Origin of the sequence: Furfurilactobacillus milii, assembly GCF_021654115.1 — a bacterium.
In the GTDB taxonomy this organism is placed as follows: Bacteria; Bacillota; Bacilli; order Lactobacillales; family Lactobacillaceae; genus Furfurilactobacillus; species Furfurilactobacillus milii.
Map to the genome: position 1 here is coordinate 1 of NZ_JAIWJF010000010.1, position 14820 is coordinate 14820.

The window sequence follows — 14820 nt, forward strand, 5'->3', positions numbered from 1 at the left end:
GGGTCATGAAGATACCTCTTTCTTGTTTGTGGTGAATTAAGAATAGGTCTTCATGGCCTTTTTGACTAGTCTGAATAAAGAACTGGTCTAGTAGAGCAGGTGTTGCACTTCAATTTTAAATCGAGGGAATTTTAAAAGAATAAAGTGTTGTGCTTTATTTTTTTATTGGTTTATTAAACGTTCATTTAATAAAGAAGGAAAATACTATGCAAATTACAATCTTCGGTGCTACGGGTAGTGTTGGGCATTATCTCATAAATGAAGCCCAACGACGTGGTGACACTGTAGTAGCAGTCAGTCGGCACGCACACAGCAAACAGAGTTCGGGCGTGAGTTGGCAAAGCTTTGATTACGACAGCCTCGATAGCATCGTTAAAACACTGGCAGGCAGTGATGCCGCCATTATTTCATTGGGCGATTACGATGTGATTACACCAACCCAAAATATTGTTGCAGCAATGAAGGTAGCGAACCTTAAACGTGTTGAGATACTGACGGGTTTTGGAACGAGCTCTGCAAGTCGTAAGCAATTGGGAATTGGGATGCGTGCCGTTATGACGGTAATGATGCCAATGTTACGAACGAAGGAAAAGCAGGATCAGATTATTCGCAATTCTGGGCTAATATTTACCATTGTTCAGCCACCGACTTTAACGGACGGGCCAGCGACTCATGCCTATCGTTACGGCAATTACGGGCATAAATCGATTAGCGGTCATATTGCGCGAGCTGACTTAGCTGAATTTATGATAACCAATTTAGTGGAAGATCGTTTCAAACGAGAATCCGTTTATTTACAAAATTAGGAGGACATGATTATGTCAAAGAAAACCATTTTAATTACTGGAGCTTCAAGTGGCATGGGTTACGCCGCTACAAAATTATTTGCACAACAAGGATGGACTGTTTATGCCGGCGCACGTCGAGTCGAAAAGATTCCAACGGGAACGGGAATTCATCCAGTAGTATTAGATGTAACAGACGACACGTCACGTAAGGCATTTGTACGGGCCGCTAAAGCGGAAACCACGATTGATGTATTACTTAACAATGCCGGATATGGTGAATATGGGCCGCTAGAGGAGGTTGATTCCGAAAAGTCGCACAAACAAGTTGAGACTAATCTGTTTGGTGCCGCTGAGTTAACCAAGCTAGTGTTGCCATCGATGCGACGTCAGCAGAGTGGCCGAATCGTAAACATTTCCTCAATTGGTGGTGATGTTTACTCGGCCTTGGGCGGCTGGTACCACGTTACTAAGCATGCACTCAATGTCTGGTCCGATGTTTTGGATACGGAGATTCAGCAGTTTGGCTTACGCTCCGTGGTTGTTGAACCGGGTGGTACGCAATCTTCATGGAGTGAGATTGCCATGGGATCCATCAATAAGAATGTATCTGCAAATACGCCGTATCAAGCGTTGATTGATGGCACTTTGTCCATGATTAATCGTGTCGGCAGTCAATCTTCGGCCACTTCGGAAGAGCTAGCTAAGGTCTTTTACCGTGCGGCCACTGATGACAGACCTAAATTACGCTACTACTTTAGTATTGGTGACAGAATGATGGCTCATTTTGCACGTGTACATCCCAACTTGTTTCACAGAACGGTGATGAGCATGGTCAAACGTGCGACAAAATAAGAAGTCTTCATGCGTTGTAACTGACGTTTTGTGTCCTAATTACCCGAAAAGACCAAGACTATCGTTGAGAGGAAAGCCTTGGTTTTTGAGTATAAGGCCTAACTCACATCGCCAGTAATATAGCGGTATTCCTGAGTCTTTCCGCCATAGCCCCAACTATCGGAGGCGACATCTTGTAGAACAACGTAACTTGTTAAGGCAACGTTTGGAAATAGTTGACTCATTTGGTCAAACGTTGCCTTAACAAAGGCTGCTTTATCGTCGCGAGAATTCGTGGATTCGGTGATTTTAATTTCCACAAAGAAACTTGTTTCATTTGTTTCAGAAACTGATTTAGCGCCGATAAACCACTCGTTTGGATCAGTAAAATGAACATCTACGGCGGCAACGGCGCTTGCTTTTCCTAGTTTGTCGACAGCAAGCTGGGTGAGCATTGCAGCAACTTTTTGTGCAGTGACTGTGGTTTTAGGACTAGCAATTCGAACTCTTAAATATGGCATGTGACAATCTCCCTTGTGTGTACTGAATAACTTATGTTTCCAATTATAGTAACGGCGTTTGCTGGTGCATATTACGAGATTATGATACGGTTATCACAATTTATGATAAGGCGGCAATTTATGCAATTGCAGGATTTGGAAATATATGTTCAACTCTACGAACAACATTCAATCAATCGGGTTGCAAAACTAATGGGGTTTGCGCAATCAAACATCACGGCCAGATTGCATGCGATAGAAACGGAGTTTGATGTCGAATTATTTACGCGCAGCTATCAAGGCATTACACCAACGAAAAATGGTGAACAATTTTATCAGTATGCACAGTCTGTTTTGAGCGCTACGCGAAAAGTTAGGGCACAAATGAAGCCCAGCGTTGTTTCCAAACGGCGTATCGTGATGTCACAACTGCTGTTTAATTTGCTAGTTGTTAAACAAAAACAGTATCCCTTGGCTCAAAACACGTTTGACTTACTGAGTTCTACAGAGATTTTAGCGTTGTCCAACAGTCATGCAGATCTAGTAATTACATATGCCAACTTCAATCCCTCAGGTTACCAAGAGATTGCCACCGACTATTTGTCGGCTTCATTCGTTGTTGCATCCGGTCAGGAGGAGGATGGTCAGCTACCGTACCTCGTTAATCGTGATCGTCACTGTCCATTTCGCGCACGAACGCTACGGCGATTAAATCATAATATGACGAATATTCAGGAAATTGATTCTTGGGATAGCATTATTAAGCTAGTCAAAAATGGGTTAGGCATCGCTTTACTGCCAGATTATTTAACTGCCAGTGATGACTTCAAACGGATTGATTCTAAGCATCGTTTTAAAGTGCCATATGCGACGTTTAAAAAAGTATCACAGTAAACAGTTTTGATGACCCGGTGACGCACATTGTCTTTAGTGGTCTGATGGGATAGATTTAAAGATAGTTAGTTACGTCAGGCTTAGTCACAACTTAGGCTAGAAAAGAGGACACGCATCGATGTTAAAAGATGATCAAATTGTGTGGGCGATTCATCAAATGGAAGCTGAGATTGGGCCGGTTGGACCGTCGTTGATTACAAGAACACCATTTCAGTATTTGATTTCAGTTATTCTCAGCGCACAGGCCACTGACGTATCTGTGAATCAAGTCACGCCAACATTGTTTGACAGATATCCTGATCCCGAGGCATTGATGCACGCCAATGTTGAAGACGTAGAAACAATCATTAGGCGAGTTGGCTTGTTTCATAACAAGGCGAAGAACATCGTTAAGACTGCTGGCATTGTGCACGAAAAGTTAAATGACACAATTCCAAACGATCGAAAGGGTATCATGGCGTTGCCAGGAGCGGGTCGGAAAACGGCCAATTTGGTGTTAAGCGATGTGTTTGGGGAACCAACGTTTGCAGTGGACACGCATGTTTCAGCGATTTCAAAACGACTTCACTTTGTTAAACAATCAGCATCACCCTTGCAGGTGGAACGAAAGATTGTGAGTGTCGTTAAGCCGGAGGAACTGTATCAAGCGCATCACACAATGATCGAGTTTGGTCGGAAGTACTCGATGAAATTGACGCCGGACAAAGAGGTTTGCAAACTGATTATCGACTGTGACAAGTTGAATGAAGAAAATGAAAGTGCTATTTAAGAGGTTACCTTTGGAAACGTAATGGTTGGGTGGGAAGCGACCATGGACAAACAGCACATTGTCTCGAAACCTGACGGCGGACATTACACGGTGCGTCGTTTTTGTTTTGCACGAAAAAATCCTTAATCAAAAATCGATTAAGGATCGTTTTTAATGCAACGCGGCTAAAATTTATTTAGCAATATACGTATCTTTCCAGTCGTAAGGCACACCGGATGGATTGTAATTGACATCTTTAACTTTGGTATTGAGCAGTTGTGCTTGAACCTTTTGGAAAAGTGGGGCGGTACCTTGTTGCGTCATGAGTAGCTTTTCGGCTTTGACTAAGTTATTCCAACGGTCTTCTGGCTTGTTTGCCAAGCTGTTTTCAGAAGCGCTGAGCAACGTATCATATTGTTTGTTGTTCCAACCGCTGAAATTGTAAGGACTGGTGCTTTCCCAAATGTCCAAAAAGTTAATTGGGTCCGCAAAGACTGACTGCCAACCACCAATGATAAGTTGGAAATTGCCAGACTTTTCACGCGCAAGTTGAGCAGTTTTAGGTAAATTAACGACTGAAACTTTGACGTTTGGCAACTTTTCAAGCTGTGATTGGATGAATTCACCGACGTTTTTACCAGCGTCATCATCAGTGGTAAGCACTTCTGTCTTAATCGACTTGGTGCCGGTCTGCTTGTAGCCTTGTTTCAGTAACTTTTTAGCTTCGCTCAAATTGTAGGTGACGCCGGATTTAACGTATGCTGATTTGGCAAAATCCTTGCCGCTCTTTGGATTGGTGCCAATGCCAGTTGGCGCAAAGCCTTGTGGGACAACAGATCCGTCTGATAGGACATTATTGACAAGATCTTTACGGTTCAAAGCTAGTGAGAAAGCTTTACGGACGTTAACATTCTGGAAGGCCTTAACCTTCTTCTGATTGAAATCGAGTCGGTAACCATTCGAAGATTTACGAGATACAAAATCTTTGTGCCCCTTAAAGTTGGCCACTTGTTCGCCGCTTAGAACTGTTTCGTCAATCTTATGGGATTGATATTCGTTTAAACCAGTTGAGGGATCTTTAACAACTTGTTCGTTGATTTTATTAAGGTGAACATGTTTGTTGTCCCAGTACTTACCGTTTTTAGCTAACGTCCATTTACTGTTTGTGCCGGTCCAGCCAGTGAGCTTAAAGGCACCGCTATACACGTTGTTTTTCGCACTGGTGCCAAACTTACTACCTTCTTGCGTGGCGACCTTTTTATTTACGGGGAAGAACAACGGCCATGCTAATAGCTTCTGAAAATAAGAAACTGGTTTGGTGAGATGAATGGTGAGTTGGTATTTACCGTTAGCTTTGATGCCAAGGGCGGATAACGGCTTTTGACCTTTGTTGACTGCTTCGGCGTTTTCAACTTGGTACATATAGAAGGCATCTTGAGAAGCTGTTTTAGGATCTAGGGTGCGTTGCCATGAATACACAAAATCTTGAGCCGTCAGTGGGGCACCATTACTCCACTTAGCGTTGTGTCGGAGCTTAACGGTATAGGTTTTGCCGTCCTTGCTGATTTTTGTGCTGGTGGCGAGATCATTGACAATTTTGTGGCCGGAATCTTTCAAACGGTAGAGGCCAGACTGCGTATTAAGCAAAACATTGAAGCTTTCAGTATCCGTAGCCTTCGCTAAGTCGTTTGTTGCCAGTTCTTGGCTTTCTGTCCAGTTCAAAGTTTGATCTTTGGCATACTTACTTGATGCATTAGCGTTTGTGACAGTGCCATTGGCTAAAAATAGTGCTGATAACAGTGTGACCGTGCCTAATGTGATCGCGCGTTTAAATTTCATAAGTCACTACCCCCGAGAAGTTTTGTTGATGTTTATAAAACAGAAAAAATCCGTCCTCTATTAACAAATTATTGTTAATAAAGGACGGATTTCCGTGTTACCACCTTATTTTGAAGCAATCTCGCGATTGTTTCCTCGCCAAGTGCCAGGTTCGTGCACAAACCTGATACTCTGGCGCTGTAATGGGCGCACCCAGCATCGTCTAACCAAATTCGGATCAACGGTGTCGCTTGAAGATCATCTTCGGGTTATTCATCAACAGTGCTTTCACCAACATGCACCTCTCTGTGGATGACGTTTAACCGTACTCTTCTTGTCATTGCGTTTCTGTTTTTAAACTGATGACTTAAATTTACAACTTTTAAAATGAGTGTCAAGTGTGAATTGCCATTTGATTTTAATTTTTGCAAGTTTGTCTTAAGGTTAAATGACGAATAAAATGCAACAACAGAATTAAGTTATAAGGTTAGAACATGTGGATCTTGCGAATATTGAGTGAGGCAAAATAAAAAAATAAACCAGCAATCATATTAACCAATTGAGTTTGGTGTGATTGCTGGTTCAGTATAAAATGGTAACCGAATTTTTTCCTTCGGCGACCTGTTAATTCAGTGCTGTAACTTGTTGTTCATTAGTGAAGGGAAACTCAACTGGTTCCGTTTGTTCCAATAGTTCAGGTGAGAGAGAAACCTTGAATACTGACTGGTTGTCATAAGGCACAAAATAATAAGCCTTTGATGTTGCACCCATGATCCCAATGTATTGGGTGTAATCTGATTCGCCCTGTTTAATGTTGACACCATGCGGAATTTCGACATTGTGCAGAACATGAAGGATCGCGTTAACCCCCGCATATTCACCCGTGACAGGGGTAATGTTTTGCTTCAAGAAGGCAGTCCGGACGAATCGTTGTGGTGGCGTGTAACCACCGGGCAATTGTGAGGTGCCGGTGCCTTGCCCAAACGCTTCAGCAGTCACACCCATGAACTGTTTTGAGTCATGGGCGGTAGGCTGAAGGGTTAAGTAGTTGTTTAAATTTTTAATATGCCATTGAAGCTCTGGTGAGTTGGTCATCACTTCGACCGGATCGTCCTCGAGTGTGAGTTGTTCATGACGAGGCTCAATTACACAGCAGCGTCCACTGGCATCGGTTACGATCCAGTGCAATGGGGGCACAGTATTGATCAATGGCGTTTCAAACGCAATCAAGCGAATCTGATCCAGTTCCTGTTGAACCTCGTCTAAATTACGGCAGTTTCCTAATAAAACGGAAACGAGTTCGTGAGGGGCGAGGTTCTTTTTGCCCGATTGAGGTGTTTGATAGTTTGCCTCGCGGGGGAAGTAAAGTGCGGCCACAGAAAGGCCGTATTCATTAATCCCATCTGCGAAGAAGTAAGTACCCAGTCGACGGCCGGTGCCAACGAAGGCGTATTCATTGGTGAATGTAGCTTCTTTTGTGGCGCTTTCCCACTGATAGTGGCGTGGTAAGAAGACTGGCCGACCACCCAATTCAAAAGCATAGTCCATGGTACGGGCAAGAAAGTGGTGATTATCTGTCGTATCAAAGGTTAGGCTTGTACACATACGCATTACCCTCTTATTTTTGGAGTTGACATTATTTTAAGAGGGGATTGTAAAGGGGTCTTCTCAAACTTTTGTGGATTAGGAGTATTGGCGAGAATCTGGAATAGGCTAACACCACTTATAAATGAAATGGATAATTTCTGCCATTATCTAAAGTGCTTTGTTTCAAATATTTGTGTATCTTTTGTGGTAGTAATATAGTTTGCGTTATAAAACACGCCGTTTAAGTGTGTGCATAAAATTGAAGATTGTTGTGCAGTCTATCTCAGATTTTTCTATTAATTTGCAATTCACTAAAGAGAATGGACTTGCTATCTGTCCTTAACAACAGTCGTTTACTAAAACTAGAATTTAATCCAGAAATGGCAACACGTACAGTGAGGCGAAGTACTAGCAATGACAGTATACAAAAAGATTAGTGTAAAAGGATTGAATATTTTTTTCCGGGAAGCAGGAGATATTAGCAAACCAACAATGTTATTGCTTCATGGTTTTCCAACAGCGAGCCACATGTTCCGTTATTTAATGCCGTTACTTAGTCACAAGTTTCATTTGATTGCACCAGACTTTCCTGGTTTTGGTCAGTCAAGTTCGCCGGATCATACGAGGTTCGAATATACGTTTGACCACTTAGCGGAGGTTACAACGGCGTTTGTCGAAGAACTGAACCTGGATAAATTTTATATGTACGTGTTTGATTACGGTGCTCCGATTGGTTTTCGGATTGCCTTGCACCATCCAGATTGGATCTCCGGCATTGTCAGTCAAAACGGGAATGTTTATCAAGAAGGATTGGGGAAAAAGTGGGCAGAACGTCAAGACTTCTGGAATCATCCAACGGAGACCAAACGTAATTCTTACCGAGATGCGTTTGCACCGGCAACAATCAAAGGCCAGTATACGTTTGGTACGCAACCGGGAACAGTCTCGCCAGATGGGTATACATTGGATATTGCATACACACGGACTGCTGGCTATGCGGACCGCCAACTTGATTTGATTTACGATTACCAAAATAACATCAAGATGTACCCAGCATTTCAAGCTTATTTACGCCAATATAAACCCAAATTACTGGCCGTTTGGGGTAAAAACGACCCATCGTTCATTTATCCCGGCGCCGAGGCGTTTCAAAAGGATGATGCGCATGCCAAGGTTGCCTTTGTTGATAGTGGTCACTTTGCGTTGGAGACACACGCGAGTGAAATTGCCCGAATAATAATTAATTATTTTTAGGATGAAAATAACGGATCGTTAAGTGATGACCTGAGTCTGATACTTGACTGCTCAACGCTTACTTTAGTGAAATTGCCGCAGAGGCGAGACAGAACACTGACTTTTGCTCATCTAACATATAAATCCGGCGCTCATGGGGGAATTACCCATAAACGCCGGATTTCTGTTACCTGAGAAAGCTAAACATTGTCATGTCTCGCTCTCATTAATACTATTTTTGATAAACGTGATGTGCTTGCCAGACACGGTAATTACGCCCTCTTTTTGAAGGGCCTTCAACTGGCGACTTAACGTTTCTGGTGATAGGCCTAGAAAACTTGCTAATTCCTTTTTCTTAACAGGTAACTGGAACGTATTGGAAGAAGCATTTTCTAGTTTGTCCGTTAAGTAGGACAGAACGCGGTCTTTAGCTAATAGCGTGTCACGACGAACGGAATTCTGCTCAACGGCAACTAGCTTATCGCCAAAATTATTTAATAAGTTTAAGCATAGTTCTGGAGATTCCCGTAGTACTTGTTGAAAGGCCTGATGTGAAACGGAACAAACGTAGGAGTCCTCAAGCGACTCAATAAAATAGTCAGTCTGACGTTGAGAAAATACTGTTTCCTGACCAGTGATGTCACCGGGTTTCATCATGTAGAGAATTTTTTCTTTACCAGTATCCGAAACTGAATAGACCTTGGCAGATCCTTGATCTATAACAAACATACCATCGTTATTATCGAGCGGTTGCTTTATCAAAGTGCCTTTTGGAAACCATTGTCGGTGCTTTGAAGCGGGAACTAGTGACGTTAAGGTCTTCAAATTTAATTTTGAAAATAACGGGGCTCTAGCCAAACATGTTGTTGCGGAATGTTTTGTGATTATTTTTCGCCTTCTTGAGATAGATCAATTTTTTTATTTGTGGTTCATAGTACCATATTCTTATCAAATGAACGATGACGTGTCACACTTACAACAGTTCTACTATCACCGTTCGTTTCAAATTGTTGTTAACTTAGCTCAAGAAAGAGGTAGAAAAATGCCATTAATGAGAATTGATGTTATCAAAGGACATGATGAAGCTTATTTAAAAACAATGTTGGATATTGCCTATGAAGTACAAGTTGATAAATTTGCGACGCCAGAGGGTGACCGTTATCAGTTGTTGACCCAGCATGAACCGTTTGAAATGCAGATTCTTGATACTGGATTAGGTATCAAACGAACGCGTGACGTAGTGTTCTTTAATTTGGTTACACGGCCACGTTCAACACGCGATAAATTGGATTTTTATAAGACGCTGGTGGATCGATTGAATAAAGAACTGGGAATTCGTAAAGAGGATGTTGTCTTCAGTCTGGTGCCTAACAACGATGATGACTGGAGCTTTGGCAATGGTGAGGCACAATTTTTAAACGGCAAGTTGTAAGCACGAAGCTCAATAAAAATCTTTTTGAGATAAACTTTTACGAAATGAACCTCTAAGATTGGATACAAAATCTAACCTTAGGGGTTCATTTTAATGACAGCCTTCACACTGATATTGATTTGTGGGTCATGACGACAACTTGAAACTTTTAAGCCTCGGATACAAATATCAGCGTTTTCTTAAGATAGTCTAGTTTATCAAAGCGGGCGGAATTCCTAGGCTAACACTGCACTTTACTGATAAAACTTTTTTTATGAAGCCGTTTGCATAACCATATTATGGATAAGCGTTTCGACATCAATTTTACGGACGAGGTCAGAATGTTGAGCGTTCTGGCCTGTCACGAGTAATTCATTGAAAACCGCGACATGATTCTGAAATATTTGACGGCTAGCATCCACACTTTGAACAGGGACGCGGCCGTCGGAACTATATGTTTGGGCACCCAAAATCCCAAATACCATGAGATTGCGTGGAAGCTTGTTTTGGTGTCGAATAAAGTCTTTGAGCATAGTGGTGTGCTGATTTTGAACTGTATTATTGAAGTTAAATGGTGATCCGATAAACATGAATTCGCGGACATCAAGTGACTGCTGATGATAGTAACGTTCGAGATAATCAGTAAAAATTAGCCCGCCATTTGAATGGCCAACGAGGTTAAAGGTGTGAAGGTCCGCATGTTGTTTAAGATAGCTAAAGGCCGTTCGAAGCCAATATGATTGATGACGGATATTGTTATATCCATCATGATTGTTGGTGAATGAAATTACCACGAACGGTCGAGTGTCACGACGGCTGATGGATCCGGTGTGTGTGACGGTGTTGTTTTGGTGCACAGTTAAACGTAAAAGACTGTGCTGGTGGTGATCACGGTGATTAAGATCTTTGACTAAAGCATCAAAGCGATGAGAGCCTGCACTGCTGCCAGGAATGAGGATTGTTGGTATAGCGTTACGACGGATATGTCCAATTTTTGTTGGTTGAAATAATTTTCCGATACTGAAAAATAACAGACAAATAATAACTAAAATAATGCTAACTATAGTGCCGCGTCGATATTTTTTAAACGTAAGCTTTTCCTCCACACTCCAATATTGATTGGCTAAATTTTAAGAGTGAAAATGCCGTTTGTCGAATATCAATTTTGCATGGTCTGGCATACTTTTTACGTATGCCTAAGCTGGGCAGATCAGTATTATAGATGTGTATGAATTGGCATCGCAAGTGAGTATTTAACTTTGGAAGGTAATCGCGTTAAGGTTAAATTCATTAAGAATGATATTCCAAAGATAAGAACGCAGCCACATTACGAGGCTAGTTAAAAAATGTTAAACAACCAAATACCGATTTGTATGATAGAACTGAGTTAATTCCATTTGATAAATTAACGAATTTCTTCATGACTAAGTTATAGAAATGGTTATAAGAAAAAGGATGAATCTTCACTTGATTCATCCCTTTTGCATCCGCTTTTAATCAAGATCACGTTGAAGTTGCTGCAGGAAAGCTTTGGCAGCTAACGAAAGTCGCTGTCCTTTACGCCAGACAATGCTGGCGCCTGAGGTAAGGCGTGGCTCAAACGGAACAAACTTGAGATCAGATTGATTAGTATTAATAATACCGTCGAAACATAAAGCATAACCAACGCCTGCGGATACCATTAAGGCAGCATTGTAGAGTAAATTATACGTCGCCACGACATTTATTTTAGCTGTGCTTTTGCCCAACCAATCATCTAGCAGGCCGGTCATCCCTTGTTGGCTGGACAAAATCAACTTCATCTGGGCTAAGTCGCTAAGTTGCAGGTGGTCCTTCTTGGCTAAAGGTCCGTCACCAGGCATTAACACGCCCCAGCGACTCTCACCTGGGAGATGAAGAAAATCATAATCGGTTTTGTCTGCTGGTTCCATGATGACACCAAAATCAAAATAACCTGACTTGATAGAAGTACGGATTTCATCTGCATTAGTACTAATGATGCTGGTTTGAATATGTGGGTAATGCTGCTGCAGTGTGCTGATTGACTGCGCAACGTTAAGAAACGTGCGTGCTTCTGCGCTGCCGATAACGACTCGTCCATTAATTTGTTGCTCTTCGTGCAAATTTTGCAGTGTCTTGTCCGTTAAAGATAGAATTTGGTCCACTTGGCTGGCAAAATATTCACCACTGTTGGTTAATTGAATGGATCTTGTACCGCGCACAAACAGTGTCAGTCCTAATTCATCTTCTAAATCTTTTAGTTGTCGTGAAACAGTCGGTTGGGATACATGTAGCATTTCTGCTGCACGACTGATATTTTGTTCACGCACAACTGCCTGAAAGTACCGGAGAACTCTTAGTTCCATTTTCAAACCTCCTATATAGCTAAAAGGCATATGTATAGATTTATATTAGGCATTAGACATATATCTAGTCAAGCATTAGGATAACTTTATTGCCAGATGGCAAGAATGTAAATGACTTTACGTTTGAAAAAAGGAGTTAGAAATGGCAACCCTTGTGAATGAAAATCTGCACTGGACGACTCAGCAATTAACTGCCTTTGCCAGGGCAAACGATATGCAAATCTCACCATTTTATAGTGATGGTAAAACTTATGGCACGCCATTGTGGATATGGTCAGTTACCGCCAATCGTGCGCTATATGTACGTGCGTGGCATGGGACACAATCAAGTTGGTATCGCTCAGCAGTGGAACAAGGGGCCGGGCGAATGCATTTAGCAGGCCGCAATTACCACATTTTCTTTAAACCGGTTATGGACCCAAACATTATCCAGACGGTTAACATGGCTTATCAAGCGAAATATACGAATAGTCCCTATTTAGCGGGGATGGTTAACGTAGCCGCACAACAATCGACCTTATGTGTATTGCCAAGAGACAAGGACAGAAGAAAGGAATAATAAAATGAAGACAATTTTAATTTTAGGCGCAAACGGTGGGACAGCACAGATTCTAATTCAGCGGTTACTAAATGAGATCGACGACAAACTGATCCTATTTTTACGCCATGCTTCACGTTTGGCACAGTATCAAGATAATGACCGTGTGACTGTAATTGATGGCGATGTACTTGATCAAGACCGGTTACGGCAAGCAATGCAGAAAGTTGATATCGTCTACTCAAACGTTGGTGGTACCGACCTAGCAGCGCAGACACAAAGTATTTTGAAAGCAATGGCTGCCGAGAACAAACAGCGGTTAATTTTTATTAGTGCACTGGGTGCCAATTATGAAGTTAAGGGCAACTTTGGAAGTTGGAATGAACAGGCCATCGCTGCTTATTTGCCGGGATTTAGAGAATCAGATCAGTTGATTCAGGATTCTGGCATCAACTATACCGAGATTAGACCGGCTTGGCTGACTGATGAAAATGAAATTGATTATGAAACCACCCAGCGTGGTGAGGATTTTAAAGGTACGGAAGTATCCCGAAAGAGTGTCGCAGATCTTGCTTTTAAGTTGATTAGCAATCCTGACATGGATCAGCGGGCTAGTGTCGGTGTAAATAAACCGAACACCGATGGTGATAAACCACGTTGGATGGCATAGAAAGAAGGTAGCAAAATGGTTGAAACATTTAAATTGAATAATGGTGTTGAAATGCCAAAATTAGGTTTCGGTGTTTTTCAAATTGATGACGCGCAACAGTGTGAACAGGCCGTTCTCGATGCACTAAAGGTTGGTTATCGACTAATTGATACGGCCGCAACATATGGAAATGAACGTGCCGTTGGTAAGGCAATTGTTGAAAGTGACGTACCCCGGAGTGAAATTTTCATCTCTTCAAAGGTCTGGATTCAAGATGCAGGGTACGAAAAAACTAAAGCATCGTTTGAAAAAACACTGGCAAATTTACAAACGGATTATTTGGACCTTTACCTTATTCATATGCCGCTTGGTGATTATCACGGCAGCTGGCGTGCAATGGAAGAGTTGTACGAGGCAGGCAAAATCAAGAGCATCGGCGTCTGCAACTTTGAAGCAGATCAGTTGATTGATTTAATCTTGAGCCATCATGTAAAACCAGCTGTTGATCAAATTGAGTTGCACCCATTTTGGCAGCAAAATCAATTACGTGATGTTATGGCAAAATATGAGGTTCAACCAATGGCATGGGCACCTTTTGCAGAAGGTAAACACCAATTATTTACAGATCCAACATTGACTGCAATTGGCAAAAAATACGGAAAGACAGCTGCACAGGTAACACTACGCTGGTTGATACAAAATAATATTGTAGCGATACCAAAATCAGTCCACACCGAACGTATGCAACAAAATTTTGACGTGAGTGACTTTTCATTGAGTAATGCTGATCTAATTCAGGTTAATGATCTAGATTTGAAAGAACCTGCAATATTGGATATTCACCGATTAACTGAGGTATATCGCTTGCACGGAATTAAGTTCGAACAGTAGTCCAAGGGAGGAGTGCCATAGTGGTTGTTAAAAAGCTTTCAGTAACTGATGAAGAGTACAAACAGATTGATAAGGTTAATGCAGAGAATCAGATGACGCTGCAACAGCTGAACAACCGAGTCAACGATTCCGATCAGGCCCGAAGCTTGTTGAGCAAAATTATCGGTCAACCGGTTGATCAATCTGTTGAGGTGCGTTTGCCATTTTATACGGACTATGGACGGCGAATCATCTTCGGCAAAAACGTTTTTGTTAATAGCGGGGTTATGTTCACAGATTTGGGTGGCATTGTCATTGAAGATGATGTCCTTATTGGCCCAGGTGCCAGCTTAATCAGTGTTAATCACCCTCAGAATCCAAATAATCGACATGGTTTAGAATTATCCCCAGTGTATATCCATCAAAATGCATGGATCGGCGCAAAGTCGGTTATTTTACCAGGCGTTTCGGTAGGTAAAAACGCAATTGTTGCCGCGGGTGCAGTCGTGACACATAATGTGCCGGATAACACGATCGTTGCGGGCGTACCCGCCAAAGTAATCAAAACAATTGTGGCTTAATTTCGA

At 42.0% G+C, this 14820-nt stretch carries 16 protein-coding genes and 1 other annotated feature; of the genes, 10 read left to right on the forward strand and 6 right to left on the reverse strand.

Annotated elements, in window-relative coordinates:
- Positions 1-206: 206 nt before the first annotated feature.
- Both LDK34_RS11200 and LDK34_RS11205 read left to right on the forward strand, forming a co-directional pair.
- Positions 207-806: an NAD(P)-dependent oxidoreductase gene (locus LDK34_RS11200; protein ID WP_236941849.1), complete on the forward strand. Its 600-nt coding sequence runs from the start codon at positions 207-209 to the stop codon at positions 804-806.
- Positions 807-818: 12 nt separating this feature from the next.
- Entirely contained in the window at positions 819-1640 is an 822-nt protein-coding gene (locus tag LDK34_RS11205) for an SDR family NAD(P)-dependent oxidoreductase (RefSeq protein ID WP_178941947.1), read from the forward strand.
- Positions 1641-1738: 98 nt separating this feature from the next.
- On the opposite strand, the gene LDK34_RS11210 is transcribed toward LDK34_RS11205, so the two are convergent.
- Positions 1739-2140: a tautomerase family protein gene (locus LDK34_RS11210; RefSeq protein ID WP_178941948.1), complete on the reverse strand. Its 402-nt coding sequence runs from the start codon at positions 2138-2140 to the stop codon at positions 1739-1741.
- Positions 2141-2260: 120 nt separating this feature from the next.
- Between LDK34_RS11210 and LDK34_RS11215 the strand changes: the two genes are divergently transcribed.
- The gene (locus LDK34_RS11215) at positions 2261-3013 is read left to right on the forward strand and encodes a LysR family transcriptional regulator (protein ID WP_178941949.1); all 753 of its coding nucleotides are present in this window, start codon (positions 2261-2263) and stop codon (positions 3011-3013) included.
- A 118-nt stretch (positions 3014-3131) separates the two neighbouring features.
- Complete coding sequence (locus LDK34_RS11220) at positions 3132-3782, forward strand: endonuclease III domain-containing protein (protein ID WP_178941950.1); 651 nt, start codon at positions 3132-3134, stop codon at positions 3780-3782.
- Between the two features lie 171 nt (positions 3783-3953).
- Here the strand turns inward: LDK34_RS11220 and LDK34_RS11225 are convergent, their stop codons facing one another.
- Together LDK34_RS11225 and LDK34_RS11230 are read right to left on the reverse strand one after the other, a co-directional pair.
- Positions 3954-5600, reverse strand: a complete 1647-nt coding sequence (locus tag LDK34_RS11225) for a peptide ABC transporter substrate-binding protein (RefSeq protein WP_178941951.1) — start codon at positions 5598-5600, stop codon at positions 3954-3956.
- A gap of 77 nt (positions 5601-5677) precedes the next feature.
- Positions 5678-5929: a binding site (T-box leader), on the reverse strand.
- A 274-nt stretch (positions 5930-6203) separates the two neighbouring features.
- Entirely contained in the window at positions 6204-7184 is a 981-nt protein-coding gene (locus LDK34_RS11230; protein ID WP_178941952.1) for a choloylglycine hydrolase family protein, read from the reverse strand.
- Positions 7185-7580: 396 nt separating this feature from the next.
- On the opposite strand from LDK34_RS11230, the gene LDK34_RS11235 reads away from it, so the two are divergent.
- Entirely contained in the window at positions 7581-8420 is an 840-nt protein-coding gene (locus LDK34_RS11235) for an alpha/beta fold hydrolase (RefSeq protein WP_178941953.1), read from the forward strand.
- Between the two features lie 189 nt (positions 8421-8609).
- Here the strand turns inward: LDK34_RS11235 and LDK34_RS11240 are convergent, their stop codons facing one another.
- Positions 8610-9257 carry a Crp/Fnr family transcriptional regulator gene (locus LDK34_RS11240; protein ID WP_225439147.1) on the reverse strand — a complete coding sequence of 216 codons (648 nt, stop codon included), beginning with the start codon at positions 9255-9257 and terminating at the stop codon, positions 8610-8612.
- A gap of 184 nt (positions 9258-9441) precedes the next feature.
- On the opposite strand from LDK34_RS11240, the gene LDK34_RS11245 reads away from it, so the two are divergent.
- Entirely contained in the window at positions 9442-9831 is a 390-nt protein-coding gene (locus LDK34_RS11245) for a tautomerase family protein (protein WP_178941954.1), read from the forward strand.
- A 251-nt stretch (positions 9832-10082) separates the two neighbouring features.
- Here LDK34_RS11245 and LDK34_RS11250 read toward each other — a convergent pair whose 3' ends face one another.
- Together LDK34_RS11250 and LDK34_RS11255 are read right to left on the reverse strand one after the other, a co-directional pair.
- Positions 10083-10916 carry an alpha/beta hydrolase gene (locus LDK34_RS11250; RefSeq protein ID WP_178941955.1) on the reverse strand — a complete coding sequence of 278 codons (834 nt, stop codon included), beginning with the start codon at positions 10914-10916 and terminating at the stop codon, positions 10083-10085.
- Between the two features lie 387 nt (positions 10917-11303).
- Entirely contained in the window at positions 11304-12176 is an 873-nt protein-coding gene (locus LDK34_RS11255) for a LysR family transcriptional regulator (protein WP_178941956.1), read from the reverse strand.
- A 142-nt stretch (positions 12177-12318) separates the two neighbouring features.
- On the opposite strand from LDK34_RS11255, the gene LDK34_RS11260 reads away from it, so the two are divergent.
- From LDK34_RS11260 to LDK34_RS11275, 4 genes are read left to right on the forward strand one after another with little or no spacing between them, the layout of a single operon-like run.
- Positions 12319-12735 carry a DUF2255 family protein gene (locus LDK34_RS11260; protein ID WP_178941957.1) on the forward strand — a complete coding sequence of 139 codons (417 nt, stop codon included), beginning with the start codon at positions 12319-12321 and terminating at the stop codon, positions 12733-12735.
- A gap of 4 nt (positions 12736-12739) precedes the next feature.
- A complete protein-coding gene (locus tag LDK34_RS11265; protein WP_178941958.1) occupies positions 12740-13384 on the forward strand; it encodes an SDR family oxidoreductase in 645 nt (214 codons plus the stop codon).
- A gap of 15 nt (positions 13385-13399) precedes the next feature.
- Positions 13400-14254: an aldo/keto reductase gene (locus tag LDK34_RS11270; protein ID WP_178943539.1), complete on the forward strand. Its 855-nt coding sequence runs from the start codon at positions 13400-13402 to the stop codon at positions 14252-14254.
- 20 nt (positions 14255-14274) lie between these two features.
- Positions 14275-14814, forward strand: a complete 540-nt coding sequence (locus LDK34_RS11275; RefSeq protein WP_178941960.1) for a DapH/DapD/GlmU-related protein — start codon at positions 14275-14277, stop codon at positions 14812-14814.
- Positions 14815-14820 lie beyond the last annotated feature (6 nt).